The 25,799-nt window shown below is 72.6% G+C and carries 24 protein-coding genes; 14 read left to right on the top strand and 10 right to left on the bottom strand.

The features are described from left to right. Positions 1 to 38 precede the first annotated feature (38 nt). Positions 39 to 812: an imidazole glycerol phosphate synthase subunit HisF gene (gene hisF / locus Cs7R123_RS11065; protein ID WP_212825764.1), complete on the top strand. Its 774-nt coding sequence runs from the start codon at positions 39 to 41 to the stop codon at positions 810 to 812. Between the two features lie 117 nt (positions 813 to 929). Here hisF and Cs7R123_RS11060 read toward each other — a convergent pair whose 3' ends face one another. Continuing rightward, positions 930 to 1,658, bottom strand: coding sequence for a Bax inhibitor-1/YccA family protein (locus tag Cs7R123_RS11060; RefSeq protein ID WP_212825762.1), 729 nt, complete (start codon positions 1,656 to 1,658; stop codon positions 930 to 932). Between the two features lie 525 nt (positions 1,659 to 2,183). Between Cs7R123_RS11060 and Cs7R123_RS11055 the strand changes: the two genes are divergently transcribed. Beyond that, complete coding sequence (locus Cs7R123_RS11055) at positions 2,184 to 2,900, top strand: phosphatase PAP2 family protein (RefSeq protein WP_212825760.1); 717 nt, start codon at positions 2,184 to 2,186, stop codon at positions 2,898 to 2,900. 284 nt (positions 2,901 to 3,184) lie between these two features. Here Cs7R123_RS11055 and Cs7R123_RS11050 read toward each other — a convergent pair whose 3' ends face one another. Next, positions 3,185 to 3,820 carry a YitT family protein gene (locus Cs7R123_RS11050; RefSeq protein ID WP_212829081.1) on the bottom strand — a complete coding sequence of 212 codons (636 nt, stop codon included), beginning with the start codon at positions 3,818 to 3,820 and terminating at the stop codon, positions 3,185 to 3,187. 182 nt (positions 3,821 to 4,002) lie between these two features. Here Cs7R123_RS11050 and Cs7R123_RS11045 point away from each other — a divergent pair, with 182 nt between their 5' ends. Further along, a complete protein-coding gene (locus Cs7R123_RS11045; RefSeq protein ID WP_212825758.1) occupies positions 4,003 to 5,454 on the top strand; it encodes a PLP-dependent aminotransferase family protein in 1,452 nt (483 codons plus the stop codon). A gap of 63 nt (positions 5,455 to 5,517) precedes the next feature. On the opposite strand, the gene Cs7R123_RS11040 is transcribed toward Cs7R123_RS11045, so the two are convergent. After that, positions 5,518 to 7,341 carry a long-chain fatty acid--CoA ligase gene (locus Cs7R123_RS11040; RefSeq protein ID WP_212825756.1) on the bottom strand — a complete coding sequence of 608 codons (1,824 nt, stop codon included), beginning with the start codon at positions 7,339 to 7,341 and terminating at the stop codon, positions 5,518 to 5,520. Positions 7,342 to 7,472: 131 nt separating this feature from the next. Then, the gene (locus Cs7R123_RS11035; protein ID WP_212825754.1) at positions 7,473 to 8,105 is read right to left on the bottom strand and encodes a TIGR03085 family metal-binding protein; all 633 of its coding nucleotides are present in this window, start codon (positions 8,103 to 8,105) and stop codon (positions 7,473 to 7,475) included. Positions 8,106 to 8,314: 209 nt separating this feature from the next. Between Cs7R123_RS11035 and Cs7R123_RS11030 the strand changes: the two genes are divergently transcribed. Next, a complete protein-coding gene (locus Cs7R123_RS11030; protein ID WP_212829080.1) occupies positions 8,315 to 10,108 on the top strand; it encodes an ABC transporter ATP-binding protein in 1,794 nt (597 codons plus the stop codon). Further along, positions 10,105 to 11,901 carry an ABC transporter ATP-binding protein gene (locus tag Cs7R123_RS11025; protein WP_212825752.1) on the top strand — a complete coding sequence of 599 codons (1,797 nt, stop codon included), beginning with the start codon at positions 10,105 to 10,107 and terminating at the stop codon, positions 11,899 to 11,901. The genes Cs7R123_RS11030 and Cs7R123_RS11025 overlap by 4 nt, the downstream gene beginning before the upstream one ends. 70 nt (positions 11,902 to 11,971) lie before the next feature. Here the strand turns inward: Cs7R123_RS11025 and rpsD are convergent, their stop codons facing one another. Next, on the bottom strand, positions 11,972 to 12,580 hold the full coding sequence (rpsD, locus tag Cs7R123_RS11020; protein ID WP_212825750.1) for a 30S ribosomal protein S4: 609 nt from the start codon (positions 12,578 to 12,580) through the stop codon (positions 11,972 to 11,974). A gap of 141 nt (positions 12,581 to 12,721) precedes the next feature. Between rpsD and Cs7R123_RS11015 the strand changes: the two genes are divergently transcribed. Beyond that, positions 12,722 to 13,123: a hypothetical protein gene (locus tag Cs7R123_RS11015; protein ID WP_212825748.1), complete on the top strand. Its 402-nt coding sequence runs from the start codon at positions 12,722 to 12,724 to the stop codon at positions 13,121 to 13,123. Here Cs7R123_RS11015 and Cs7R123_RS11010 read toward each other — a convergent pair. From Cs7R123_RS11010 to Cs7R123_RS40715, 4 genes are all read right to left on the bottom strand, one after another. Next, positions 13,078 to 13,695: a TetR family transcriptional regulator gene (locus Cs7R123_RS11010; RefSeq protein ID WP_212825746.1), complete on the bottom strand. Its 618-nt coding sequence runs from the start codon at positions 13,693 to 13,695 to the stop codon at positions 13,078 to 13,080. The two genes, Cs7R123_RS11015 and Cs7R123_RS11010, sit on opposite strands and share 46 nt — an antisense overlap. A 61-nt stretch (positions 13,696 to 13,756) precedes the next feature. Then, on the bottom strand, positions 13,757 to 14,485 hold the full coding sequence (locus Cs7R123_RS11005; protein ID WP_212825744.1) for an ABC transporter permease: 729 nt from the start codon (positions 14,483 to 14,485) through the stop codon (positions 13,757 to 13,759). After that, positions 14,482 to 15,204 carry an ABC transporter ATP-binding protein gene (locus Cs7R123_RS11000; protein ID WP_212825742.1) on the bottom strand — a complete coding sequence of 241 codons (723 nt, stop codon included), beginning with the start codon at positions 15,202 to 15,204 and terminating at the stop codon, positions 14,482 to 14,484. The genes Cs7R123_RS11005 and Cs7R123_RS11000 overlap by 4 nt, the downstream gene beginning before the upstream one ends. A gap of 128 nt (positions 15,205 to 15,332) precedes the next feature. Beyond that, positions 15,333 to 17,180: a hypothetical protein gene (locus tag Cs7R123_RS40715; protein WP_212825740.1), complete on the bottom strand. Its 1,848-nt coding sequence runs from the start codon at positions 17,178 to 17,180 to the stop codon at positions 15,333 to 15,335. A 197-nt stretch (positions 17,181 to 17,377) separates the two neighbouring features. Between Cs7R123_RS40715 and hisI the strand changes: the two genes are divergently transcribed. From hisI to Cs7R123_RS10955, 8 genes are all read left to right on the top strand, one after another. After that, positions 17,378 to 17,752: a phosphoribosyl-AMP cyclohydrolase gene (hisI, locus tag Cs7R123_RS10990; RefSeq protein WP_374706929.1), complete on the top strand. Its 375-nt coding sequence runs from the start codon at positions 17,378 to 17,380 to the stop codon at positions 17,750 to 17,752. Then, on the top strand, positions 17,749 to 18,012 hold the full coding sequence (locus Cs7R123_RS10985) for a Trp biosynthesis-associated membrane protein (protein ID WP_212825736.1): 264 nt from the start codon (positions 17,749 to 17,751) through the stop codon (positions 18,010 to 18,012). Before hisI ends, Cs7R123_RS10985 begins: the two co-directional genes overlap by 4 nt. Next, the gene (locus tag Cs7R123_RS10980) at positions 17,996 to 18,793 is read left to right on the top strand and encodes a spermidine synthase (protein WP_212825734.1); all 798 of its coding nucleotides are present in this window, start codon (positions 17,996 to 17,998) and stop codon (positions 18,791 to 18,793) included. The genes Cs7R123_RS10985 and Cs7R123_RS10980 overlap by 17 nt, the downstream gene beginning before the upstream one ends. Before the next feature lie 181 nt (positions 18,794 to 18,974). Beyond that, positions 18,975 to 19,778 (top strand): indole-3-glycerol phosphate synthase TrpC, encoded by an 804-nt coding sequence (gene trpC, locus Cs7R123_RS10975; RefSeq protein WP_212829079.1) that lies wholly within the window; start codon positions 18,975 to 18,977, stop codon positions 19,776 to 19,778. A 40-nt stretch (positions 19,779 to 19,818) separates the two neighbouring features. Further along, positions 19,819 to 21,051: a tryptophan synthase subunit beta gene (gene trpB, locus Cs7R123_RS10970; protein WP_212825732.1), complete on the top strand. Its 1,233-nt coding sequence runs from the start codon at positions 19,819 to 19,821 to the stop codon at positions 21,049 to 21,051. Next, positions 21,048 to 21,827, top strand: a complete 780-nt coding sequence (trpA, locus tag Cs7R123_RS10965; RefSeq protein ID WP_212825730.1) for a tryptophan synthase subunit alpha — start codon at positions 21,048 to 21,050, stop codon at positions 21,825 to 21,827. Before trpB ends, trpA begins: the two co-directional genes overlap by 4 nt. Positions 21,828 to 22,011: 184 nt before the next feature. Next, positions 22,012 to 23,100, top strand: a complete 1,089-nt coding sequence (gene lgt / locus Cs7R123_RS10960) for a prolipoprotein diacylglyceryl transferase (protein WP_212825728.1) — start codon at positions 22,012 to 22,014, stop codon at positions 23,098 to 23,100. A gap of 66 nt (positions 23,101 to 23,166) precedes the next feature. Beyond that, entirely contained in the window at positions 23,167 to 24,366 is a 1,200-nt protein-coding gene (locus Cs7R123_RS10955; RefSeq protein WP_212825726.1) for an NAD(P)/FAD-dependent oxidoreductase, read from the top strand. 158 nt (positions 24,367 to 24,524) lie between these two features. On the opposite strand, the gene Cs7R123_RS10950 is transcribed toward Cs7R123_RS10955, so the two are convergent. Beyond that, on the bottom strand, positions 24,525 to 25,376 hold the full coding sequence (locus Cs7R123_RS10950; RefSeq protein WP_244871754.1) for a hypothetical protein: 852 nt from the start codon (positions 25,374 to 25,376) through the stop codon (positions 24,525 to 24,527). Positions 25,377 to 25,799: the final 423 nt, after the last annotated feature.

Below are 25,799 nucleotides of genomic sequence, written 5' to 3'. Positions count from 1 at the left end.
GTCACGCTCCCCGCCGACCGGCGCAGCGAGGAGAAGGCATGAGCGTCGCGGTGCGAGTCATCCCCTGTCTGGACGTCGACGCCTCCGGGCGCGTGGTCAAGGGCGTCCATTTCGTGAACCTGCGCGACGCCGGGGACCCGGTCGAGCTGGCCGCCGCGTACGGCGAGGCCGGGGCCGACGAGCTGACCTTCCTGGACGTGGCCGCCTCGGCGCAGGGGCGCGGCACGATCCTCGACGTGGTGCGGCGCACCGCCGAGACGGTCTTCATCCCGCTGACCGTCGGCGGCGGGGTGCGCTCGGCCGACGACGTGGACGTGCTGCTGCGCGCCGGGGCGGACAAGGTCGGCGTGAACACCGCCGCGATCCGGCGCCCCGAGGTGATCACCGAGATCAGCCAGCGGTTCGGCAACCAGGTGCTGGTGCTGTCGCTGGACGTGCGCCGGGTCGCCGACGCGCCGTACGCGCCGAGCGGGTTCGAGCTGACGACCCACGGCGGGCGGCAGTCGGCCGGGATCGACGCCATCGAGTGGGCGCGGCGGGTCGCGGAACTCGGGGCGGGGGAGATCCTGCTCAACTCGATGGACGCCGACGGCACCAGGGACGGCTTCGACCTGGAGCTGATCCGGCTGGTACGGGCGGAGGTGGACATCCCGGTGATCGCGTCGGGTGGGGCGGGCAAGGCCGCCGACTTCCCGCCCGCGGTCACCGCGGGTGCCGACGCGGTCCTAGCCGCGAGCGTCTTCCACTTCGGCGACGTCGCGATCGGCGAGGTCAAGTCGGCCCTGCGCGCCACCGGCCACCCCGTCCGCTGACCACCGCACGCGCCGCCCGCCGCAGACGTCGGCCGGCCGCGTCGGTGGCGGTCGGCCGGGTTCGTGGCTGCACGGACGCGCCGCCGGGCGCTGGCTGCACGGACGCGCCGCCGGGCGCTAGCGGCCGCGGACGTAGCTGAGCAGGCGGATGATCTGCCAGTACAGGAAGATCAGGCCGACCAGCAGGCCGAACGCCAGGTACCAGCCGTAGCGCGCGGGCAGGCCGCCGTTCACCGCCCGTTCGACCTGGTCGAAGTCGATGATGAAGGTCAGCGCGCCGACCACGATGCAGATGAGCGCGAAGATGATGCCCGTCGTACCGGGCTTGTAGATGCTCAGGCCCGTGCCGAAGAACCGCAGCACGAAGTCCACCAGTGACAGCAGCAGGATGCCGACCAGCGAGCCGACCACGATCTGGGTGAACCGCTTCGTGGCGCGCAGGACCCGCAGCCGGTAGAGCAGCGCCATCGCCAGGAACACCCCGAACGTGCCGATCACCGCCTGCACCACGATGCCGGGGAACTGCTGCTCCAGCTCGCGGCTGACCACGCCGAGGAAGACGCCCTGCAGGACGGCGTACCCGGCGATCACGAACGGGTTGGTGATCTGCTTGAAGGTGATCACCAGGACGAGCACCAGGGTGGCCAGCGTGGAGCCGAGCACGAACAGGCCGGTCCAGGCGGGGGAGCGCAGCAGGTTCCAGGATAGCGCCGCGGCGATGACGGTGACGGCGACCAGCACGAACGTACGCCCGGCCACGCCGTCCACAGTGGCCCGCCCGACCTCGCGGCGCTCGATCACGGGCGGGGTGATCGGCCGGGTCAGCACCGGATTGGAACTCTGCATCATGGCGACGTAGTCCCCCTGTTGTCCTCTCGCGACAGGATCGGTGCCGGTGGTGCCGCGCGATCCTCGTCCGCTTACTGGAACCTATCGGAATTCTCAGAGATCTCTCGGACAACTCCGTATATGAGTAAGTTTCTTAGTGTGCGCCCGACCGCGCGTGTTTCGCCTGGCTGGAGGCGGTGGGGCGGGTAGTCGGGGAGGCATCGGCTACGCCGCCGAGGCGCTCGCTGAGACAGCGCATGATCGCGGTCTGCGGTCTGCGGTCTGCGGTCTGCGGTCTGCGGTCGGCGGTCCGCGGTCGGTGGTCTGCGGTCCGCGGCTGCGGCTGCCGTTTCTTACCGCAGGCGGCGATCTCAGCCCGGTCGGCGGGCCGGGTGGCTGGCGGAGCCGACGGCGGGACCGCGGGGCGCGCGGCCGGTCGGGCATGGGCGCGCGGTGGGCCCCGGGCCGTGGTCGCCAGAGGGCCGGCAGCCGCGTCGGCCCGGTTGTCGAGGTATCTGATCGGCTGCTGGGGGAGGGTGCGCGTTGCCTGATCGTCTGCTGCGGCGCTGGCTGGCCTTCGGCGCCGTGGCGGTCGTGCTCGCGGCCTGGGTGTTCGGCTCGCTCGCCGACGACCTGGCCGCACCCGACGAGTCCGGCGCGACCGATCCGGCCGTGACCGGCTGGCTGATCGCGCACCGTACGGGCTGGCTGACCGGGTCGCTCCAGGTGCTCACCTGGCTGGGCAGCGGCTGGGTGACCATCCCGCTGCTGCTGGCGGCGGCGGTGGCGATCCCGCTGTGGCGCTCGCGCCGGTGGACCGCGCTGCTCGCGATCGTCGTCACCGTCGGCGCCGCCGCCCTGGTCAGCGCGGCGAAGCTGACCCTGGCCCGGTCGCGGCCCGAGGTGTCCGCGGCCCTGACCGCCGCGGGCGGGTACGCCTTCCCGTCCGGCCACACCGCCCAGGCGGCCGCCGCGTACGGCCTGCTCGCGCTGCTGGTCTCGCTGCGGGTGCGCGGCCGCGCCCGGATCGCGGTGTGGTGCGGGGCCGGGCTGGCGGTGCTACTGGTCGCCTTCTCCCGGGTGTACCTGGGTGTGCACTGGCTCACCGATGTCATCGGCGGCGCCGCGCTCGGGGCGGCCTGGCTGGTCGCGGTGATCGCGACCGCGTGCCTGCTCAGCCGCCGCTACGTCTGGCGCACCCCGGCGAGTGACGCAGGCCCGCAAGACCCGGAGTCTTCCGATCCGCGTCTGAAAGCCTGATCAACCCATCAAGATCGCAAATCGTGGACGCTGGATGTCGCGATAGCAGCACCCAGCGCCCACGATTCGCGATCTTGCCCGACCGCATCAGCCCGCCCTCAACCCGCGTCCCGATCGCGCCGCGCCGCGCCGCGCCGGGCCGGGCCGGGCCGGGTTCGTGCAGTTTCGGGGAAATTGCACGAACGCGGCCCAAGATTCCAGCACTTTCCCCGAAACTGCACCGTGCGGCGCGAGGCAAGAGGCGAGGCGAGGCGGGCCGGGGCGGGCGGGGCTGGGCGGCGGGTTCAGGCGGGGCAGGGGTCGGGGGTGGGGGAGGGTGCCGGGGCGGGGCGCGGGGTGACCGCGAGCATCGGCAGGAAGAACTGGGCCAGGGGGCCGATGGCCAGGGCGTACAGGATGGTGCCGATGCCGACGGTGCCGCCGAGCAGAGCACCCGCCACCACGACGGTGATCTCCAGCAGCGTCCGCCAGCCGCGCAGTGACCAGCGGCGGGCGGCGAGGCCGGTCATCAGCCCGTCACGCGGCCCCGGCCCGAGATTGGCTCCGATGTAGAGGCCACTGGCGAAGCCGCACAGCAGGATGCCGCCGAGCATGAACGCCCACCGCCCGGCGAGGTGGTCCAGGTCGGGCAGCAGCGGGTTCACCGCGTCGACGACCAGGCCGATGACGACGATGTTGGCGACCGTGCCGATGCCGGGCCGTTGGCGCAGCGGGATCCAGCACAGCAGCACCAGCGCGCCCATGCCGATGAGCACCGTGCCGACGGTCACCCCGAGGTGGCCGGCGATGCCCTGGTGCAGCACGTCCCAGGGCTGGTTGCCGACGTGGGCGTGCAGCATGAGGCTGATGCTCACCCCGTACGCGGCCAGGCCGAGGGCCAGCTGGAGCAGGCGGCGGGGGAGCCGGTCGCGCAGCGGCATGGGGGCGAGGCGGTGTCCGGCGCGGGGGGTTGTTGGCATGGTCAGTGGCTTGCTTGGGCCGGTCATGTCTGCCAGTCTGGAGGCCAATTGCATAGCCAGAAAGTGCCAATTCCGTCGAGGTGGCTTTCGCCAGGGTGCTGAGCTGCGGCGGTGCGGCGCCCCAACAGGACAGGGAGCGTGACATGAGCGTCTCGGTACGCGGCGGGCAGCTCGCCCGGCTGCTCGGCCGGTGGCATGCCCTGCCCGCCCGGCGCCGCAGCCCCGACTACGCCGCGCTGGCCTCGGCCGTGCGCGGGCTGCTGGCCGACGGCCGGCTGCCGCTGGGTGTGCGCCTGCCCGCCGAACGGGAGCTGGCCGAGGCGCTGGAGGTGTCGCGGACCACGGTCAGTGCGGCATACCGGGAGCTGCGCGACTCAGGCCACCTGACCAGCCGCCGGGGCGCCGGGAGCTGGACCACCCTGCCCAGCGGCCACCGGGTGGCCGGCAGCGGCCTGTGGCTGGCCGACGACGACCTGGACCTGATCGACCTGAGCTGCGCCGCGCTGGCCGCGCCGGACTGCCTGCTGGAGGCGTCGCGGGAGGCGGTCGAGGAGCTGCCGCGCTACCTGGGCGGGGCGGGCTACCACCCCAGCGGCATCGCGGAGCTGCGCGAGGCGGTGGCCGACCGGTATGCCGCGCGCGGCCTGCCGACCAGCCCCGAGCAGATCATGATCACCAACGGGGTGCTGCACGCCCTGGACCTGATCCTGCGGTTGCAGGTGCCCGTCGGGGCGCAGGTGCTGGTGGAGTCGCCGACGTACCCGAACGCGCTGGCGGCGCTGGCGGGGCGGCGGGCGCGGATCAGCACGCACGGGCTGGACGACGGCGGCTGGGACGCCGAGCTGCTGCTCGGGGCGCTGCGGCAGACCCGGCCGGGGCTGGCGTACCTGATCCCGGAGTTCCAGAACCCGACCGGCCACGTGATGCCCGCGCACCTGCGTGAGCAGCTGGTCGCCGCGGCCCAGCGCACCGGCACCGACCTGGTCGTCGACGAGTCTTTCGTCGACCTGCCCCTGGACGGGCAGGAGCTGCCGCCCGCGGTGGCCTCGTACGACCGGCACGGCCGGGTGCTGACCATCGGCGGCATGAGCAAGCCGTTCTGGGGCGGGCTGCGCATCGGCTGGATCCGCGCGTCGGCCCCGATCGTGCAGCGGCTGGCTGCGGTGCGCGTCGGCGTGGACACGGCCGGGCCGGTGCTGGACCAGCTGGTGGCGGTGCGGTTGCTGGCCCGCGCGGGCGAGGTGATCCCGCAGCGGCGGGCCCAGCTGGCGGCCCAGCGCGACGCCCTGGTCGCGGCGGTGCGCGAGCACCTGCCCTCCTGGCGGGTCACCGTCCCCTCGGGTGGGGTGACGCTGTGGGCGGAGCTGGACGGGCCGGTCTCCAGCGCGCTGGCGCGGTCGGTGGAGCCGCTGGGCCTGCGCCTGGCCCCGGGCCCGAGGTTCGGCCTCGACGGGACGCTGGAGCGGTTCGTCCGGCTGCCGTTCACGCTGCCGGTGCCGGAGCTGGTCGACGGCGTACGCCGCATCGCGGCCGCCCGCTACGACCTCGACCGCACCGGCCGCCCGCAGTGGAGCGAGCCCGCGCTGATCGCCTGAGGTGCAAAAACGCAGGGGCGGCTTGTGGCCGCCCCTGCGTACCTCACTTACGCGGGTGCCGAGTCAGATCTCGACGAGCGATCCCTCGTACATCTTCTCGATTTCGGAGGCGAAATTGGTCTCCACCGTGCGTCGCTTCAGCTTCAGCGATGGGGTGATCTCTCCGGACTCGATGGTGAGATCGCGCGGCAGGATGGTGAACTTCTTGATCGTCTCCCACCGGTTCAGCTTCGCGTTCAGCTCGTCGATGTGGCCGCTGACCATGGCCTTCGCCTCGGCGGAGCCGACGATCTCGGCGTAGCTCTTCCCCTCCAGCGGGCCGCCCGCCGCCCAGCCGATGATCGCCTCGGGGTCGAGGGTGACCAGCATGCTGCAGTAGTTGCGGGAGTTGCCGATCACCAGCACCTGCGAGGTGTACGGGCACAGCGCCTTGAACAGGCCCTCGATGTGGCTGGGCGCGATGTACTTGCCGCCGGAGGTCTTGACCAGGTCCTTCTTGCGGTCCGTGATCTTCAGGTACCCCGCACCGTCCAACTCGCCGATGTCGCCGGTGCGGAAGAACCCGTCCTCGGTGAAGACCGAGGCGGTCTCGTCGGGCAGGTTGTGGTAGCCGCGCATGACGGGGGCGCCGCGCAGCAGGATCTCGCCGTCTTCGTCGATCTTCACCTCGAGGTCGGCCAGTGCCTGGCCCACGGTGCCGATCTTCAGCTGGCCGGGGCGGTTGACGAAGTTGCCCGCGCTGCTCTCGGTCAGGCCGTAGCCCTCGCTGATGGGCAGCCCGGCGGCCGCGAAGAACTCGGCGATCGGCACCGACAGGGCGGCCGAACCGGAGACCATGTAGCGGATGTTGCCGCCGAGGCGGTCGTGCAGCTTGGCGAAGACCAGCTTGTGCGCGATGCCGTACTTGCGCATCAGCCCGCCCGGCACCGGCCTGCCCGCCTGCTCCAGCGCGGTCTTCTCGCGGCCGGTCCGGACCGCCCAGCCGAAGATCTTGGCCTTGAGGCCGCCGGCCGAGGTGGCCTGGGTGACCACGCGGTTGTAGACCTTCTCGAAGATGCGCGGCGCGGCGCACATCAGCGTCGGCCGGATCAGGCTCAGGTTGTCGATGATCTTGTCGACCCGCCCGTCGACGTACGTCGGCACGCCCACGTGCAGGATGCCGCAGATCAGCGTCTTGCCGAACGAGTGCGACAGCGGCAGCCACAGGAACTGCACGTCGGTGGGCAGCAGCACGCCGACGTCGGCCTGCGCCACGCCCTCCCAGCACCAGCCCCGGTGCAGCAGCTCGACGCCCTTGGGGCGGCCGGTGGTGCCCGAGGTGTAGATGAGGGTCGCCAGGTGCTCCGGGGCGATCCCGGCGACGATCGTGTCGACCAGGTCCGCCTGCCCGGCCAGCAGCTCGTTGCCGCGCCGCTCCAGCTCGGCCAGGGTGAGCTGAGGGATCGGGGCGCTCGGGTCGGCCTCGCCGTCGATGAGCACCACGTGCGTCAGGGTCGGCACCGACGCCGGGTCCATCTTCGCGGCCTGGGCCGGGTTCTCGGCGACCAGCACCTTCGAACCCGAGTCGGCCACGATGAAGCAGGCGTCCTCCGGCTCGGTGGTCGGGTAGACCGTCGTCGTCGCGGCGCTGGAGCACATGATGCCCAGGTCGGCCACGATCCAGTCGAGCCGGGTGCTGGACAGGATCGCGACGCGGTCCTCCTGTCCGACGCCCAGCGTGGTCAGCCCTGCCGCGATGGCCTTGGCCCGGGCGGCGATCTGCGTCCAGGTGAACCAGACGGGCTGGCCGTCGGCGCCCGGCGCGCCGAAGGCGCGACCGTCGGGCGACGCCGCCACCCGCCGCAGGAACATGTCCGGAATGGAACGGTACGGCACGTCGAGAGTCATGGGTGAAGGCCGCCTCTGAGGTAGGCAACGGTGACGGGGGACACGTTTTAACTTGGGTGTTACCGAAGGGTAATGCGGTGATCGGGCGGGCGGAACCCCTCGTGAAGATCTTTTCTCTGGTACTGGGCCGGTCAGACCCCGAGTCGCGCGGTGCGCAACCGCCCCGCCGCCTCCGGCGTCCCGTCGACGCTGGCCCGCGCGTGCGCCTGCCGCCCCGACAGGAACATCAGCAGCTCGCCCGGGGTCCCGGTCAGCGACAGCGGATGGGTGCCGGGGCGCCCGACGATGACGGTGCCGTGGCCGGGGGCCGACACCCGCACCTGCACCGGGTAGCGCCGCAGCACCAGGCGCGCCTGACGGCCCGCCGCCCGCCACAGCGCCTCCGACAGCCCGGCGGGCAGGTCGCGCGGCAGCCAGCCCGGCACCGCCCGGCGCACGTCCTCCAGGTGGATGAACATCTCGGTCAGGTTGGCCGCCTCGTCCACCAGCGGATTGCTCACCGGGCTCCACCACGGCGGGTCGCGCAGCTCGCGCAGCAGGGCGGCGAAGTCGCGCCCGGCGATGCGCCGCTGCACCCGCTCGGTGCGGCCGGCCAGGCTCCTGATCAGGATGCCGCCGGCGGCGTCGGGGCGCCGCTCGCGCAGCAGCAGGTGCGCCAGCAGGTCCCGCACCGTCCAGTCGCCGCACAGGGTGGGGGCGTCGGGTCCAGCCTCGGCCATCAGGTCGGCCAGGGCTAGCCTTTCGGCGAAGGCGTACCGGGTCATGTCGGCGATACTACGGATTCACGCACGAGTGTGACGCCCGGCACAGCGGTATCCCGCTCGCCTGCGGCGGGGCGCGTCGGTAAGGATAGGAAGCCAAGCTAATTACTTACCGATCCGACGGGGCTGTACAGGTGACGAGCGACGATTCGGCCGAATCGGCCAAACCCCAGGTAACTGGGCGCGACGTGCTGGCGCGTGGCGCCAGGGTGATGTGGCGCGGCATCCGGGACGAGCCCCGCCGGTTCACCGTCGCGGTGGTGGGCAGCTGCCTGTTCGGCAGCCTGGTCATCGGGCAGGCGTTCGTGGTCGGCGAGATCATCCAGGACGTGGTCGAACCGGCGCTGGCCCCCGGCGGCAGCGTCACCACCCGCGCGCTCGTCCTGTCCGCGCTCGCGCTGATCGCGATGGGCCTGGGCCGTGTGCTGGGCATCTTCGGCCGCCGGCTGGGCGCGGGGTTCATGCAGTTCGCGCTTCAGGCGCGCTACCGGCACGAGGTCACCGGCCGCTACCTGCGCCTGCCGCTGTCGTGGCACCAGCGCCACGCCACCGGCACGCTGCTGTCCAACGCCAACTCCGACGTCGAGGCCGCGTGGATGCCCGTCGCGCCGCTGCCGTTCGCCGTCGGCACCGTCTTCATGCTGCTCGTCGCGGTGACCGCGCTGTTCCTGGTGGACTGGGCGATGGCACTGGTCGGCCTGGTCGTCTTCCCGGTCCTGTTCGCGATGAACGTGGTCTTCTCCCGCCGGATGGCCCCGCGCACCGCCCGCGCCCAGCACCTGCGCGCCGAGGTCAGCGCGATCGCACACGAGAGTTTCGACGGCGCGCTGGTGGTCAAGACGATGGGCCGCGAGGACCTGGAGACCCGCCGGTTCGAGGCCCGCGCCTGGGAGCTGCGCGACGCGCTGATCAGCGTCGGGCGCCTGCGCGGCCTGTTCGATCCGCTGATGGAGTCGCTGCCGTTCCTCGGCACGCTGGCCGCGCTCGTGGTCGGCGCGTGGCGGTTGCAGGTCGGCGCGATCGACCTGGGCCAGCTGATCCAGGTGACCTTCCTGTTCACGGTGCTGGCGTTCCCGGTGCGGGCGATCGGCTGGGTGCTGGGCGACCTGCCCCGCGCGGTCGCGGGCTGGGACCGGGTCGAGCGGGTGCTGGAGGCGACCGGCGAGATGCCGTACGGCACCGCCGGCGCGACCGGCACCGGCCCGGCGCAGCTGAGCTTCCAGCAGGTGAACTTCAGCTACGACACCGGCGAGCCGGTGCTGCACAACGTCAGCTTCACCATCCCGGCGGGCAAGACCGTCGCGCTGGTCGGCCCGACCGGCTCCGGCAAGTCGACCATCGCCACGCTGGCCACCCGGCTGCTCGACCCGCAGCACGGCAGCGTCGCCCTCGACGGCGTCGACGTGCGGGAGCTGTCGTCGGGCGCGCTGGCCGGCAGCGTCGCGCTGGTCCCGCAGATCGCGTTCGTCTTCGACGACACGGTGCGCGGCAACGTCGCGCTGGACCGCCCCGGTGCCGACGACGACCGGGTATGGCAGTCGCTGACCACCGCCCAGGCCGACACCTTCGTCACCCGCCTGCCCGACGGGCTGGACACGGCGCTCGGTGAGCGCGGCACCTCCCTGTCGGGCGGCCAGCGCCAGCGGGTCACCCTGGCCCGCGCCCTGGCCGGGCAGCCGCGGCTGCTCATCCTCGACGACGCCACCAGCGCCGTCGACCCGCGCGTGGAGGCCCGCATCCTGGCCTCGCTGCGCGGGGCGTCGCACGCGGCGTCGATCCTGGTCGTGGCGTACCGCCGGGCCACCATCGCGCTGGCCGACGAGGTGATCTACGTCGAGCAGGGCCGGGTGATCGCCCACGGCACCCACGACGAGCTGCTGTCGACGGTCACCGGCTACGCCGACCTCGTCACCGCGTACGAGAAGGCCGAGGCCGAACGGGAACGAGACACCGGCTACGACGACTCAGACGAGTCCGCGGTGCGTGAGGAAGAGGTGGCGGCATGAGCACGCAGGCACAGGCCCAGCCAACCGGGACCTTCCGGACGCTGCGGCGAGGGCTGGCGCTCTCGCCCGAGCTGCGGGCCGGGCTGGCGGGCACGGTCGCGCTGGCGCTGGTCTCGATGATCGGCCGGGCGGCCGTCCCGGTCGCCATCCAGCAGGGCATCGACAAGGGCCTCAGCGCCGCGGGCGGCCCGGACGTGGCCGTGATCCTGCGGATCGTCGGCGTCACGGTGGGCATCCTGGCGATCACCACCACCTGCGGCTACTTCATGATGCGGCGGCTGTTCACCGTCAGCGAGACCGCGCTGGCCAACCTGCGGGTGCGCGCGTTCCGGCACATCCACGACCTGTCCATGCTGCACCAGCAGTCGGAGCGGCGCGGCACCCTGGTCTCCCGGGTCACCAGCGACATCGACACCATCACCCAGTTCCTCCAGTGGGGCGGGGTGATCCTGCTGGTCAACGGCGGCCAGCTGGTGGTCACCACGATCGTGATGTCGTTCTACTCGTGGAAGCTCACGCTGGTGGTGCTGGCCGCGTTCGTGCCCGCGATCGTGGTCATCCGGGCGTTCCAGAAGCGCCTGGCGGGCGCGTACGCCGAGAGCCGCCGCCGCATCGGCGTCATGCTCGGCGCCGTCTCCGAGTCGGTCGTGGGCGCCAGCGTCATCCGGGCGTACGGCATCTCCGAGCGCAGCGGCGCGAAGCTGTCCGAGACCATCGACGACTACCAGCGGGCCCAGCGCCGCGCCATGCGGCTGAGCGTGACCAGCTTCTCCACCGGCGAGATCGCGGCCGCGCTGGCGCTGTCCGCGGTGGTGGTCGTGGGCACCAGGCTCGGCGTGGCCGGGCAGATCACCCTCGGCGAGCTGACCGCGTACCTGTTCCTGGTGACGCTGTTCATCCAGCCGGTGCAGATCGCCACCGAGGTGCTCAACGAGCTGCAGAACGCCACCGCCGGCTGGAGCCGGGTGCTGGACGTGCTGGCGCTCAAGCCCGACGTGGCCGACCCCGCCCACAACGGCGTGGACCTGCCCGAGGGTCCGCTCGACGTGCGCTTCGACCGGGTCAGCTTCGCCTACCCCGGCGGGGAGCCGGGTCAGACCGGGCCGCGCGTGCTGCACGACGTGCACCTGGACATCCCGGCCAAGACCCGGGTCGCGGTCGTCGGCGAGACCGGCAGCGGCAAGACCACGTTCGCCAAGCTGCTCACCCGCCTGATGGACCCGACCGACGGCACGGTGCACCTGTCCGGCACCCCGCTGACGTCGGTGCGCTTCGGCTCGCTGCGCGCCCGCGTGGTGATGGTGCCGCAGGACGGCTTCCTGTTCGACGCCTCGATCGCCGCCAACGTGCGCTTCGCCCGGCCCGACCTCACCGACGAGCAGCTCACCGCGGCCTTCGCCGAGCTGGGCCTGCTCGACTGGGTGCAGGGCCTCACCAAGGGCCTGGACACGCAGGTCGGGGAGCGGGGCGAGGCGCTGAGCGTGGGCGAGCGGCAGCTCGTCGCGCTGGTCCGGGCGTACGTCGCCGACCCCGACCTGCTCGTGCTCGACGAGGCCACGAGCGCCGTCGACCCCGCCACCGAGGTGCGTTTGCAGCGCACCCTGGACGCGGTCACCCGGGGCCGGACCACGATCGCGATCGCGCACCGGCTGTCCACGGCGCAGGCCGCCGACGAGGTCATCGTCGTCGACCGCGGCGTGGTGGTGCAGCGCGGACCCCACGACGAGCTGGTCACCCACACCGATTCCATCTACGCCAAGCTGTACGCCAGCTGGCTCGAACAGACCCGCTGACCCCGGTAGGGAAGGGCACCTTCTTTTCGCCATACGCGGTAGAAGGTGCCCTTCTTGACGTTCAGCCCTTTCAGCGGGAGTAGAACTCCACGACGAGCTGCTCGTCGCAGATCACGGGGATCTCGCCGCGCCGGGGCTCGCGGGTGAGGGTGGCGCGCAGGTCGGACAGCGACACCTCCAGGTACGGCGCGGTCGGCCCGTCCAGGTGCGCTCCGGCCGCCGCGATCTGGAACGGTGCCTTGGCGCGGCTGCGCTCGCGGACCCGGATCGTCTGCCACGGCGCCACCCGGTACGACGGCCGGTCGACCTTGCGCCCGTCGACCTCGATGTGCCCGTGCGCCACGGCCTGGCGCGCCTGGTAGACGGTGCGCGCGAACCCGGCCCGCAGCACCAGCGCGTCCAGGCGGCACTCCAGCGAGACCAGCAGCCGCTCACCGGTCTTGCCGGTGCCGCGCGCGGCCTTGTCGAACAGGTTGCGCAGCTGCGTCTCGCTGACGAAGTACTGGTGGCGCAGCCGCTGCTTCTCCAGCAGCCGCACCTGGTAGTCGGAGTGCTTCTTGCGGGCCCGGCCGTGCACACCCGGCGGGAACGGCCGGCGCTCGAAGTACTTGACGCACTTGCGCGTCAGCGGGATTCCGAGCGCACGCGACAGCTTCGCCTTGGGCCGGGACTGGTTCACGAGGGTCCTCCAACGAGCGGACAGTGGTATAAGTTAGGCTGGCCTAACAAAGGTTAGCCTAACTTATGTTGGAGGTACGCCGTGTCGCACCCCGCCACCGCCCGGACCGTCGCTTGCGGACACCACGCCGGCATCGCACAGGTGCCGTGGGCAGAGAGCCCGTTCCGGGTGCGCCATGCCGTCGATTCGGTGGGCCGCCCGCTGCTGCTCGTACGCGGAGGGGGTGCGCTTGACCGCGCGCTCACGCCCCGCGACGGCGACGAGGACGTCGCGATGGTGCTCATGGTCGGCGGCGACCGCGGCCGGGTCTGGATCTCGGGCTGGGCGGCGGAGCTGGACGGCCTGGCCGCCCGCGCCGCCGCGCTGGAGTTCGCCGGCATCAACCCCGTCAGCGACCTGCTCGATGTCGGCCGCGGCTTCCGCCTCTACCGGCTGGAGGTGGCCGAGGTGCGGTTGCAGTGCCCGGCCGGGCACCTGACCGAGGTGGACGTCGACGACTACGCCGCGGCCGAACCCGAGGTGTCGAGCTCACCCGTGAGGTAGCGCTGCACGTTCGGGGCGATCATGGCGACCAGCTGCTCGGAGGGCAGCGACGCGATCGGTTCGAGCTTCAGGATGTACCGGGCGAACGCCAGCCCGCCGATCTGGCTGACCACCAGGCCGGCCCGCAGCTGCGCCTGCGCCGGGTCGAGCTGGAGCTCGGCCAGCACCCGGCGCAGGATCTGCGTGGTGAGGAACTCGCGCAGCAGGCGCAGCGTCCACTCGTTGCTCACCGCCGACCGCAGCAGCGACGCCCCGATGGCGCCGACCGGCGAGTCCCAGATGTTCAGGAACGTGCGGACCAGCCGGGCCCCGGCCTCGTCGCGGCCGCCGGAGGTCACCTGCGCGACCAGCTCCGCCGGGTCCACCGGGAACTGCATGGCCGCGATGAACAGCTTCTCCTTGGTGCCGAAGTAGTGGTGCACCAGGGCGGGGTCGACCTCGGCCTCGGCTCCGATCGCGCGCATCGTGGCCGCGTCGAAGCCGCGCTCGGCGAACAGGTTCCGGGCCGCGGCGAGGATCGATTCGCGGGTATCGGGATTGCCCGGTCGGCGGCCCGATCGGCTGCGCTTCATCTGATCCTTCCCGTGGCGGCCCTGTCCGGTCCGATTCTTCCGGACAGGGCCGACTGCGCCGCTACGGGGTGCGGCGGCGCAGCGTCGCCGCGGCGGCGAGCAGCGCGACCACGACCGCGCCGACCACCACCGCGAAATCGCGCCACATGGTCGCGGTCGGGTCGGCGTGCGCCCCGACCTCCTGCAGCGCCTCCACGGCGTATGTCAGCGGCAGCGCGTTGCTGATCGCCTCCAGCCACCCGGCCATCTGGCCGCGCGGCACGAACAGCCCGCACAGCAGCAGCTGCGGGATGGCCACCACCGGCATGAACTGCACGGCCTGGAACTCAGTCTTGGCGAACGCGCTGGCCAGCAGGCCCAGCGCCATGCCGAGCACCGCGTTGGCCACGGCGATCATGATGACCAGGGCGGGGCTGCCCTGGGTGTCCAGGCCCAGCAGCAGGTACGCCAGCGCGCTGGCCACCGCCGCCTGGATCGCCGCGGCCACCCCGAACGCCAGGCCGTACCCGAACAGCAGGTCGGTCTTGCCCAGCGGGGTGGTGAGCAGCCGCTCCAGGGTGCCGGTGGTGCGCTCGCGCTGCATCGCGATGCTGGTGATCAGGAACATGATGATGAAGGGGAAGACCCCGAGCATCACCAGCGCCAGGTGGTCGAAGAGCATGCCCTGGCCGTCGAACATGTAGTAGAGCAGCGTCAGCAGCAGCGTGGGCACGGCCACGAGCATCGCGACGGTACGCCGGTCGTGGCGCAGCTGGCGCAGGATGCGCCCGGTGGTCGACAGCAGGATCATGCGGGCACCGCCTCCCGACGGCGGATCAGGGTGAGGAACGCCTGATCGAGGTCGTCGGTCCCGGCGGCGGCCTTGACGGCGGCCGGGGTGTCGTCGGCGATCAGCTCGCCCTCGCGGATGAGCAGCAGCCGGTCGCACCGGTTGGCCTCGTCCATCACGTGGCTGGACACCAGCACCGTCGACCCGTTGCGGGCCAGGCCCCGGAACTGCGCCCACAGCTCGTCGCGCAGGACCGGGTCCTGCCCGACGGTGGGCTCGTCCAGCACCAGCACCTTCGGCTTGCTGACGACGGCGCAGGCCAGCGAGGCGCGGCTGCGCTGGCCGCCGGACAGGTCGCCGACGAGCTGCCCGGCCGCCCCGGCCAGACCCACGTCGCGTACGGCGGCGTCGGCCTCGGCGGCGCCCAGGCCGTACAGCGAGGCGAAGTAGCGGGCGTTCTCGCGGACGGTCAGGTCCGCGTACACACTGGGGGCCTGCGTCAGGTAGCCGATCTCCCGGCGCAGTGCGGCGTGGCCCGCGGGGCGGCCCAGCACGGTCACCGTCCCGGACCGGACCAGCTGCACGCCCACGACGGCACGCATCAGCGTGGTCTTGCCGCTGCCCGAGGGGCCCAGCAGCCCGGTGATGCTGCCGGCCTCGATAGCGCAGGTCAGCCCGTGGAGCACGGGCCGAGATCCCCGATGCACGACGAGGTCGGTGACCTCGATCGCGGTCGTCATCGACATCCTCCTAATTCAACACTTGTTGAACTCAACGCTAGATGAATTATCGGGGGTGGCGCAACCCCGTACGTCCACCGCACCCCGGGGGGGTCGGGTCCGTACGGAGCCGCGCCGTCAGGCGCAACTCAGAGCGCGAGCACGCGCTCCAGGAAGTTGCGGTAACCGCGCATCGCGATCCGCATCGCCTCCGTGTCGGCGGCCGCGGCCTGGCGCGGGTCCAGCCCGTCCTGCTCGGCCAGCAGCGATGCCGCCAGCGACTGCACCGCCAGCGCCACCAGCTCCTGCGCCTCGCCCAGGGCCGCCTCCGGCTCGTCCACGAACCGCGCCTGCGCCTCGCGGAACGCGTCGCGCAACCGCTGCGCCGCCTCCGGCTCCCAGATCGCGATCGGAGTCTCGACCAGGTCACCCGGCCGCAGCGCGGTCGCCGTCGGCGCCACCGACAGCACCTCCTCCAGATCGGCCTCCACCACCACGAGCGTGGTCTCCAGCGCCTCGCCGGGGGTCTCGACCACGGTGATCGCGACGAGCTCGTACGACTCCTCGGCCACCTCTGCCGCCTCGGCCGCCTCCGCGACCGGTTCCGGAGTGACCTCCGGCGCCTCCTCGGCCGCCGGTGCCTCCGCCTCGACCTCTTCGATCGCCTCGGCTGCCTCGGCATCCTCGGCTGCCTCGGCATCCTCGAACACGGCGTCGACGACCTCGTCGGCCGCCGCCACCGGCTCGTCCGCCTCGGGTGCCAGCCAGACCGTGACGGGGACGGCCACGTAACCGAGATCCAGGGCGTCCTCAGGCTGCGCCTCGGCGGCCGCGCCCGTCTCCGCTTCCGGCTGCTCGTCCGCCTCCGCCTCGTACACGTCCTCAGCCGCGTCAGCCTCGGCCTCGGGCTGCACGATCGCCGCGGCGTCCGCCTCCGGCTCCTCGACCTCGGCGGCCGCCTCGGCTTCGGCCTGCGGCTGCTCCGCGTCGTCGCCCTCCGCGTCGTCGCTCACCGCGCCGTCGGCCTCGGGCTCGGCCTCCGCCTCCACGACGGGTTCGGCCACCGCGTCCGGCTCGTCGTCCGCCTGCGCGTCGACGCTGCCGCCGTCGGTCACCGCGGGCGCCTCATAGACCCCGACCTCGGGCGCGACCTCGTCGGCCGCCACCTCGTCGGTTCCGGCCTCGATGGTTCCGGCTTCGTCGGCCTCGGCCTCCGGTGCCGCCACCTCGGCAGCTTCGGCGTCGACAGCCTCCTCCGCCTCGCCCGCCTCGGCGTCGGCTGCTTCGGCCTCGACCGCTTCGGCCTCGACGGGCTCGGCCTGGTCCGGCTCGGCCTCCACCAGCTCCGCCTCGACGGACTCCGGCTCGGCCTCGGCGTCCTCGTCGTCGGCCTCCGCGTCGGTGTCGGCGACCGGGGCCTCGTCCGACCCGGACTCCGCCACCTGCTCGTCCGCGTCGTCCGTGTCGTCCGCGTCGGCCTCGGCGACCTCCGTCACGGCCTCCGGCGCGGCGTAGACGTCGTCGTCCTGCGGCGCGACGGCCAGGTCCGCGATCTCGGGAACGACGAGTTCGTCGGTGACGTCCTCGTCGGCGGCGAGCTCGGCGGCCGGGTCCTCAGCCGACTGCTCCTCAGCCGACGGAGCTTCCGCAGCCTCCGCCTCCGCCTTCGCCTCCGCCTTCGCCTCCGCCTGCGGCTCGTCGGCGTCGACAGCCTCGGCCTCGGGCTCGTCGGTGTCGTCGGCGGCCTCGGGCTCGTCGGCCGTCGCCGCCTCGGGGGTGTCCGCGTCGCCGTCGGCCTGGTCAGCCTCGGCCGCGGGGGGCTCGGCCGGGTTGGTCAGCGTCGGCAGTTCGCTGGTCGGTTCGAGCAGCGCCGCGTCGTGCGCCGCCGGGGTGTCTGTATACGGCTCGACGGTCTCCGCGGCGGGCGGGGCCGGCGGGGCCGGGGGAATGTAGGAAGGGATGCGTGGGGGCATGGGCGCGAAGTGGGGATTGGTCATGCTTCCTCGGCTCTCGCGGTGGGGTTTCGCCGCACGCGGCGCTGCGCGTAGATGCCCGTCAACGTACAACCAGGGTCTGTGAAAGCGCTTCATACCAGCGGGCACAACTGTGATGTGGCCCACCCGTTGCCGTGCCGTTACCGGGCGGGCGCCGCACCGCCGTAGGGGGCCGGTCCGCGATGGGGGAGGATGAGTTCGTGGCAGGGATCGAACAGCTGGACCAGGACATCGCCGGCAGGCTCAAACGTGACCGCGACGGGCTGGTCGCGGCCGTGGTCCGGCAGTACGACACCGGCGAGGTGCTGATGCTGGCCTGGATGGACGACGAGGCGCTGCGCCGCACCCTGACCACCGGCCGGGCCACCTACTGGTCGCGCAGCCGCGGGGAGTACTGGGTGAAGGGCGACACCTCCGGCCACATCCAGCACGTCAAGGCCGTGGCGCTGGACTGCGACGGCGACGCGCTGCTGCTCTCGGTCGACCAGGTCGGCCCGGCCTGCCACACGGGCACGCGCAGCTGCTTCACCGACGAGTTGCCGGTCACCGTCGACGTGCCCGCGGCCACCCGATGAACAGGCTGCGGTGGCTGCTGCTGGCGCTGGTCGCGGCCCTGGCCGTGCTGTGGTTCACCCCGGGCGCCTCGGTGCCGTGGCTGCGCCCGGTGCTGCTGGCGCTCGGCGCGGGCGTGGTGGCGGTCTGGTACTGGCGGCGTTCGGCGGGGTACGGCGCGGCGTCCCGGGCCGCCGCCCCGGCGGCGGGTGCGGTCGGCACCCGCGACCTGTGGGACGCCCTGGACCGGGGCGAGGATCCGACCGATGATGCGCGCCGGTGACCGGGCCCTGGTCGTACGGGTGGACACCGGCACCGCCGAGCTGATCCCCGATCCCGACCTGCCCGACGCGTGGCTGCTGCGGCTCAACGGCACCGCCCAGTCGCACGTCAACCTGAACGACCCCACGCTGATCGCGTTCGACTACATCCGCCGCCTCGCCGACGCGATCGACACCGTGTCGCCGCCGGGCGCGCTCGACCTGCTGCATCTGGGCGGCGGGGCGCTGACGCTGCCGCGCTGCCTGTCGGTGCTGCGGCCGGGCAGCCACCAGCGGGTGGTCGAGATCGACCGGGCGCTGGCCGAGCTGGTGCTGACCCGGCTGCCGGTGCCGGACGAGCTGACCGAGCTGGTCATCGCCGACGCCCGGACCGCGCTGGAGGAGGCCGAGCCCGCCTCGGCCGACGTGGTGGTGGCCGACATCTTCGCCGGTTCGAAGGTGCCCGTGCACGTGACGACGGTGGAGTTCGCCCGCGCGGCGCGGCGCGTGCTGCGCCCCGGGGGGTGGTATCTGGCCAACGTGATGGACAGCGCGCCGCTGCTGTTCGCCCGCCGCCAGGCGGCCACGCTGCGGGAAGCCTTCGGCCAGGTCGCGGTGGTGGCCGACGCGGCGCTGCTGCGCGGCCGGGGCACCGGCAACCTGCTGCTGGTCGCGGGCGAGGACCCCGAGGGGGTACGCCGCCTGACGCGCCGCATCGCCGCCGACCCGACCCGGGCCCGGGTCGAGCAGGGCGCCAAGCTGGCCGACTTCGTCCGTAACGCCCAGCCGAGGTGGGACGAATGAATGACGTGAGTCGGCGGAGCGGCGCATTATGCCCTAGCCCACTAGGTGAGGCACGCCATACCCCGTTAACCTTGCGCGTCGGGGCGATGCCTACAGTCTGCGCATGGCATCCGAGGAGCTGAGCAGCATGGAGCCAGGTGAGCCCGGCCCGACCGCATCGATGGGTGACAACGGCGGCAGTGTGCTCGACGAGATCATCGCGGGGGTCCGTGAGGACGTCGAGGCGCGCCAGCGCCTGGTGTCCCTGGACGAGATCAAGCAGCGCGCGGCGGCGGCGCCCCCGCCCCTGGACGCGTACGCGGCCCTGCGCCGCTCGGGCGTCGGTGTGATCGCCGAGGTGAAGCGCTCGTCGCCGTCGAAGGGCCCGCTGGCGGAGATCCCCGACCCGGCGGAGCTGGCGGCCGAGTACGAGGCGGGCGGCGCCCGCGCGGTCAGCGTGCTGACCGAGGGCCGGTGGTTCGGCGGCTCACTGGACGACCTGGCGGCGGTCCGGGCCCGCATCGGCATCCCGGTGCTGCGCAAGGACTTCATCGTCTCGGCGTACCAGGTGCACGAGGCGCGCGCCTTCGGCGCCGACCTGGTGCTGCTGATCGTCGCGGCGCTGGAGCAGAAGGTGCTGTCCGGCCTGCTCGACCGGATCGAGTCGCTCGGGATGACCCCGCTGGTCGAGGTGCACACCGAGGAGGAGGCCGACCGGGCACTGGAGGCCGGCGCCCGCGTCATCGGCGTCAACGCCCGCAACCTGCGTACCCTCGAAGTGGACCGGGCGGTCTTCGAGCGCATCGCGCCCGGCCTGCCCAACCACGTGGTCAAGATCGCCGAGTCCGGCGTGCGCGGCCCGCTCGACCTGATCAAGTACGCCTCCGCCGGTGCGGACGCGGTGCTGGTCGGCGAGGGCCTGGTGACCAAGAAGAGCCCCCGCGACGCGGTGGCCGAGCTGGTCAACGCGGGCAACCACCCGGCCACGCCACGTCCGACACGCTGATCCTCACCGAGGTTCGGTCGTACTGCCCGAGGAGGGGCGCATGCTGCCCGACGAGAAGGGCCACTTCGGCCCGTACGGCGGCCGGTTCGTGCCGGAGGCGCTGATCGCGGCGCTGGACGAGCTGGACGCGCACTACCGCAAGGCCATGGCAGACCCCGAGTTCACCGGCGAATTCGAGCGGATGCTGCGCGACTATGCGGGCACCCCGTCGCTGCTGTACGACGCCACCCGGCTGTCGGCGCGCGTCGGCGGCGACACCGGTACCAACCCGCGTATCCTGCTCAAACGCGAGGACCTCAACCACACCGGCGCGCACAAGGTCCGCAACGTGCTCGGCCAGGCGCTGCTGACCAAGCGCATGGGCAAGCCCCGCGTGATCGCCGAGACCGGCGCGGGCCAGCACGGCGTGGCCAGCGCGACCGCCGCGGCGTACCTGGACCTCGAGTGCGTGGTCTACATGGGCGAGGTCGACACGCAGCGCCAGTCGCTGAACGTGGCCCGGATGAAGATGCTCGGCGCCACCGTGATCCCGGTGACGGTCGGTTCGCGCACCCTCAAGGACGCCATCAACGAGGCGCTGCGCGACTGGGTCACCAACGTCGACAGCACGCACTACCTGCTGGGCACCGCGGCCGGGCCGCACCCGTTCCCGGCGATGGTCCGCGACTTCGTGCGCGGCATCGGCGTCGAGGCGCGCGAGCAGTGCCTGGCGCTGACCGGCGCGCTGCCCGACGCGGTCGCCGCGGCGGTCGGCGGCGGCTCCAACGCGATCGGCGTGTTCCACGCGTTCGTGCCCGACGCCGACGTCCGCCTGTACGGCTTCGAGGCCGGCGGCGACGGCGTGGAGACCGGCCGCCACGCGGCCAGCATCACCGGCGGCAGCCACGGCGTGCTGCACGGCGCCCGCACCTTCCTGCTCCAGGACGACGACGGCCAGACCATCGAGTCGCACTCGATCTCGGCGGGCCTGGACTACCCGGCCGTCGGCCCCGAGCACGCCTGGCTGCACCAGCAGGGCCGGGCCCGCTACTCCCCGGTGACCGACGCCGAGGCGATGGAGGCGTTCGCGCTGCTGTGCCGGACCGAGGGCATCATCCCGGCGATCGAGAGCGCGCACGCGCTGGCCGGTGCCATCAAGGTCATCCCGGCGCTGCGCGAGGAGCTCGGCCACGAGCCGACGGTGATCGTGAACCTGTCCGGGCGCGGCGACAAGGACATGCACACCGCGGGCGAGTACTTCGGCCTGTTCGGCTCGGGAGATGAGATTCGATGAGCGTCGGCGTGGCGTACGAGAAGGCGCGCGCCGAGGGGCGCGCGGCCCTGGTCGGCTACCTGCCCGCCGGGTTCCCGACCGTGGCCGGGGGCATCGGGGCGGTCACCGCGATGATCGAGGCCGGGGTCGACCTGGTCGAGATCGGCCTGCCGTACTCCGACCCGGTCATGGACGGCCCGGTCATCCAGCGGGCCACCGAGACCGCGCTGGCGGGCGGGGTGCGCACCCGCGACGTGCTCGCCACCGTCGAGGCCACCTCGGGCCTGGGCGTGCCGGTGCTGGTCATGACCTACTGGAACCCCGTCGAGCGGTACGGCGTCGACGCGTTCGCGCGTGACCTGGCCGCGGCCGGGGGCGCCGGGCTGATCACCCCGGACCTGATCCCGGACGAGGCCGACGAGTGGCTGGCCGCCTCCGACGCCCACCAGCTGGACCGGATCTTCCTGGTCTCGCCGTCGTCGACCGACGAGCGGATCGCGATGACCGTGGGCCACTGCCGCGGCTTCGTGTACGCCACCGCGGTCATGGGCGTCACCGGCGCCCGCGACAACACCTCCAGCGCCGCTCCGACGCTGGTGGACCGGATCAAGCGCGTCTCCGGCAGCCTGCCGATCGGCGTCGGCCTGGGGGTGCGCAACGGCGCCCAGGCCGCCGAGGTCGGCGCGTACGCCGACGGCGTCATCGTCGGCAGCGCCCTGGTCTCGGCCCTGGCCGACGGCGGCACCCCCGCCCTCCGCACCCTGGTCACCGACCTCCGCACCGGCCTCTCCGCCTGACCGGGTGCGGTGAAGATCAGCGCCTCCGGTCAAGGGCTGCTGCTGTACGACGTGGTTTGACCGTAAACGGCGATCTCGCTCCGGGATCGCCGTTTCGGCGTCTTCGGGCGCAGTCGGCAGTCGATCAGGAAGCTGTGGCGGCGACACTCCGCCGAACCGTGCCAAAAGTTCATGATCGACATAAATGTCGGGGCGGGCGGGGGTGTGGGGGAGGGGGGTCGGGGCGGTATCGTTCGTGCCCGTGAACCTCGCCTCCATCCCGTCGCCGTCTACCGCGGTCTGGCACCTCGGACCGGTCCCGCTGCGTGCGTACGCGCTGTGCATCATCGCCGGCATCATCCTCGCGTGCTATGTCACCGATCGCCGGATGCGCAGCCGGGGCGCCCCGCCGTGGGCCGTGCTCGACGTCGCCGTGTGGGCGGTGCCCTTCGGCATCGTCGGCGCCCGGATCTACCACGTGCTGACCTCGCCGGACGCGTACTTCGGCGCCGACGGGCACCTGGTCAAGGCGCTCTACATCTGGGAGGGCGGCCTCGGCATCTGGGGCGGCGTCGCCGGTGGCGCGGTCGGCGCCTGGCTGGCCTGCCGCCAGCTGGGGATCACCTTCACCTTCGTGGCCGACACCATCGCGGTCGGGCTGCCGCTGGCGCAGGCCGTGGGCCGGCTGGGCAACTGGTTCAACAACGAGCTCTTCGGCGGCAAGACCGACCTGCCCTGGGGCCTCCAGGTCCACGTGATGTCGGACGACACCCCGGGCAAGGCGCTGACCGGCCCGGACGGCGAGCCGGTGCTGATGCCGGGCCTCTACCACCCGACCTTCCTGTACGAGCTGCTGTGGAACCTCGGCGTCGCGGGCGCGGTGTACTGGCTGGACCGCAAGTACCGCTTCGGCAAGGGCCGCGCGTTCGCGCTGTACGTCATGCTCTACACGCTGGGCCGCGGCTGGATCGAGGCGATGCGCACCGACACCGCCACGATGATCGGCGGCATGCGCCTCAACGTCTGGACCTCGATCATCGTGTTCCTGGGCGCCGCGGCGTACTTCTTCCTGGTCAAGGGTGTGCAGGAGTTCCTGATCCCGGCGGTCGACGCCGCGGGCGAGCCCGCCAAGGGCTTCCAGTCGGTGACCCGGGCGCAGTTCGAGGCCTTCCAGTCCAGCGGCCTGCGGCCCGAGGACACCGTGGTGGCGCCGGTGAAGCCGGCCGAGGCCGATCACGGGACCGACCACGAGCACGACCACGAGCACGAGAGCAGCACGTCGGCGCGCGAATGACAGCGGCGCCGGCGCGGCTCGCGGGGGCGGGCCGCACCGGCGGCGGATGACGAGGGGGAGAGTCTGATGCGCAGCGCGGTGGTGGTCGGAGCAGGGGTCGGCGGGCTTGCCACCGCCGGGGCGCTGGCGCGTACCGGCTGGCGGGTGACGTTGCTGGAGCGCGCCGACCGGCTGCGCGCCGACCCGGCGGCGCTGCTGCTGTGGCCCAACGCGGTGGCCGCGCTGCGCTCGCTGGGCCTGGGCGGCGGCCTCGACGCCATCGCCACCCCGGTGCCCGCGGGCGGCCTGCGCCGCGCCGACGGCCAGTGGCTGGCCCAGCCCGCCCCGCAGGGCGCGGCCGCGCCCGTGGTCGTCCACGCCGAGGACCTGCACGACACGTTCATCGCGGGGCTCGGCGATCACATCGAGATCCGCACCGGCGTGTCCGTGCGCTCCGTGCAGGCGCGGGCGGGGGAGCGGCCCGCGGTCGGCGACGGCCGGGTGACCTGGGAAGCCGACCTGATCGTGGCGGCCGACGGCGCCGACAGCGCGCTGCGGGCGCGGCTGGCGCCCCAGTCCATCGCCGTCAGCTCGGGCTACGCGGCGTGGCGCGCGGTCATCCCCTGGTACCGAGCCCCGAAGCTGGCCGAGGACCTGGTCCTGGCCGGGGAGACCCTCGGCGGCGGTTACCGCTTCCTGGCGGCCTCGCTGGGCAACCGGGGCAGCTCCGGCGCCTCCACCCGCGGCGGCATCTACTGGACCGCGACCGTGGCCGGGGCGGCCCGCCCCGAGCCCAAGGCGACCCAGCTCAACCTGCTCAAGCGCTGGTTCGCGGGCTGGCACGCGCCGATCTCGGACCTGCTGGCCGCGACCGAGCCCGACGACCTCATCCAGCAGGACGGCCGCCAGCTGCGGCCGCTGCCCACGGAGCTGGCGTTCCCGTACGGGCCGGGCGGGTTCGTGCTGCTCGGCGACGCGGCCCACGCCATGCCGCACCACCTGACCCAGGGCGCGGGCCTGGCCCTGGAGGACGCGGCCACGCTGCGGGCGCTGGTGCTGCCGTCGGTCCCGGGGCCGGGGCTGAACGCGGCGCTGGCGGCATACTCGGCGGCGCGGCGGCCGCGGGCGGCGCAGGTCGGCAAGCAGACCCAGCGGGTGGGTGCGGTGCTGGCCCCGCGCGGGACCCTGGTCACCCGGGCCCGCGACCGCGCCTTCGGCGCCCTGGCACCCCGCGTGCTGGACAAGGCCGCCGAGGTCGCCGCCCAGTGGCAGCCCCCGGCGGCCTGACACCCACCCTGACCCACCGTCCGCACGGCACGGCAGCCGTCCCCCGCTGCGTTTTTCATAGACGTTGGCCTATCGCATCGAGAATGATCTCGAATCAATCGATGTGATAGGCCAACGTCTATTCAAAACGGGGCCGTGGGTCGTGGGCGGGAGGTGGGTCAGCGGTCCTGGCCCGGCTTCAGCTCGGAGCGCAGGCGCTCGGCGGCCTCCTGGGACAGGGAGCGGGCGTCCGACGGGGTCTTGACGTCGGTCGGCGCGGTGCCCGCGTACGGCGGCTGGATCATCCCGCCGTCGCCGGCGGGCTTGGCGCCGGAGACGGCCGCGGCCTGCTGCTCGGCGGCGCGGGCCTTGAGGTGCGCCGACACGCGGCCGCTCTCGACCTCGACCTTGTCCAGCATCCGCTCCCAGCGGGCCCGCATCGGCTGGATCAGGCCGCCGCCGAGACCGACGATCAGGATGCCGGAGATGGTGCCGAGGATCGCCCACAGCACCGGCGCGGTGAGCGCGGTGGCGACGCCGATCTGGTTGAGCGCGGCGATGGCGCCGAACAGGATGATGGCGACCTGGGCGATCCGGCCCAGCATCCGGCCGTACGAGAAGTGCGACAGCGCGTTGGTGATCACGTCGAAGACGGCGTTGGCGATCGCGATCGCGACCACCATGATCACGCAGGCGACGATCAGGCGCGGCAGCCAGGCGATGACGGTGTCGAGCAGGTCGCTGATCGGGTTGGGCCCGAAGACGCTGAACGCGAGCTGGAACGTGAACAGCAGCAGCGCGTAGTAGACGAGCCTGCCGACCAGGCCGCTGGCGGTGTATTTGCCGGTCCAGCGGTCGAAGTGGGTGCGCTGGGCGAGGTGGTTGAACCGTGCCTTGGCCAGGCCCTTGTCCACCAGCGAACCGATGATCTTGGCGATGATCCAGCCGACGATCAGAATCGCGGCGCAGGCGATCGCCTTGAGCGCGATGTACGACAGCAGGCTCAGTGTGTTCTGCAGGGTCGGGTTCACGTACTCCCACCTTCCGCCAGGGCGGAGCCGGCGGCGGCCGGTCGCGGTCGGCGGCCGGGCTCGGACCCCGCGTGCAGTGGCCCTGTGCGGGCCCTCAGCCGCAGACTAGGGCTGTTTGCGGCTGCTATCGGCGGAAATGTCGAAACTGGTGGTGACCTGCGGCGGCACGGTTCGTTAACGCGGCCGATGTCGATGTCATCTGGCCGAAACTCGTCCGCAACGCGTATGAACGCAGCGCTGCCTGCCTGGGCTGGACCGTCCCGCTTCACACAGACTGGGAAGTAGCATCCCGCCATTTGGACGTGTGATCAATCTGTGTCTGGTGGACACCCCTGCCGGTTAACGTAGACTCAACACTCACAGACTCATCCCCATACTCGTGCGCGGCACGAGGGAGTCCGTGCACCGCCGAACCAGCGCACG

The organism is Catellatospora sp. TT07R-123, assembly GCF_018327705.1.
Classification (GTDB): Bacteria; Actinomycetota; Actinomycetes; order Mycobacteriales; family Micromonosporaceae; genus Catellatospora.
This window is presented reverse-complemented; position numbering and strand designations above follow the sequence as displayed.

Bases quoted from the DNA above. Each gene is read 5' to 3' on its own strand.
- lgt (WP_212825728.1), top strand. From the start codon at position 22,012: ATGTCGGGGCGGGCGGGGGTGTGGGGGAGGGGGGTCGGGGCGGTATCG.
- trpB (WP_212825732.1), top strand. From the start codon at position 19,819: ATGCTGCCCGACGAGAAGGGCCACTTCGGCCCGTACGGCGGCCGGTTC.
- Cs7R123_RS40715 (WP_212825740.1), bottom strand. From the start codon at position 17,180: ATGACCAATCCCCACTTCGCGCCCATGCCCCCACGCATCCCTTCCTAC.
- Cs7R123_RS11005 (WP_212825744.1), bottom strand. From the start codon at position 14,485: ATGATCCTGCTGTCGACCACCGGGCGCATCCTGCGCCAGCTGCGCCAC.
- Cs7R123_RS10955 (WP_212825726.1), top strand. From the start codon at position 23,167: ATGCGCAGCGCGGTGGTGGTCGGAGCAGGGGTCGGCGGGCTTGCCACC.
- Cs7R123_RS11040 (WP_212825756.1), bottom strand. From the start codon at position 7,341: ATGACTCTCGACGTGCCGTACCGTTCCATTCCGGACATGTTCCTGCGG.
- Cs7R123_RS10980 (WP_212825734.1), top strand. From the start codon at position 17,996: ATGATGCGCGCCGGTGACCGGGCCCTGGTCGTACGGGTGGACACCGGC.
- Cs7R123_RS11035 (WP_212825754.1), bottom strand. From the start codon at position 8,105: ATGACCCGGTACGCCTTCGCCGAAAGGCTAGCCCTGGCCGACCTGATG.
- Cs7R123_RS10985 (WP_212825736.1), top strand. From the start codon at position 17,749: ATGAACAGGCTGCGGTGGCTGCTGCTGGCGCTGGTCGCGGCCCTGGCC.
- Cs7R123_RS11060 (WP_212825762.1), bottom strand. From the start codon at position 1,658: ATGCAGAGTTCCAATCCGGTGCTGACCCGGCCGATCACCCCGCCCGTG.
- Cs7R123_RS11030 (WP_212829080.1), top strand. From the start codon at position 8,315: ATGTGGCGCGGCATCCGGGACGAGCCCCGCCGGTTCACCGTCGCGGTG.
- Cs7R123_RS11050 (WP_212829081.1), bottom strand. From the start codon at position 3,820: ATGCCGCTGCGCGACCGGCTCCCCCGCCGCCTGCTCCAGCTGGCCCTC.
- hisF (WP_212825764.1), top strand. From the start codon at position 39: ATGAGCGTCGCGGTGCGAGTCATCCCCTGTCTGGACGTCGACGCCTCC.
- Cs7R123_RS11025 (WP_212825752.1), top strand. From the start codon at position 10,105: ATGAGCACGCAGGCACAGGCCCAGCCAACCGGGACCTTCCGGACGCTG.
- trpA (WP_212825730.1), top strand. From the start codon at position 21,048: ATGAGCGTCGGCGTGGCGTACGAGAAGGCGCGCGCCGAGGGGCGCGCG.
- Cs7R123_RS11045 (WP_212825758.1), top strand. From the start codon at position 4,003: ATGAGCGTCTCGGTACGCGGCGGGCAGCTCGCCCGGCTGCTCGGCCGG.
- Cs7R123_RS11010 (WP_212825746.1), bottom strand. From the start codon at position 13,695: ATGAAGCGCAGCCGATCGGGCCGCCGACCGGGCAATCCCGATACCCGC.
- Cs7R123_RS11000 (WP_212825742.1), bottom strand. From the start codon at position 15,204: ATGACGACCGCGATCGAGGTCACCGACCTCGTCGTGCATCGGGGATCT.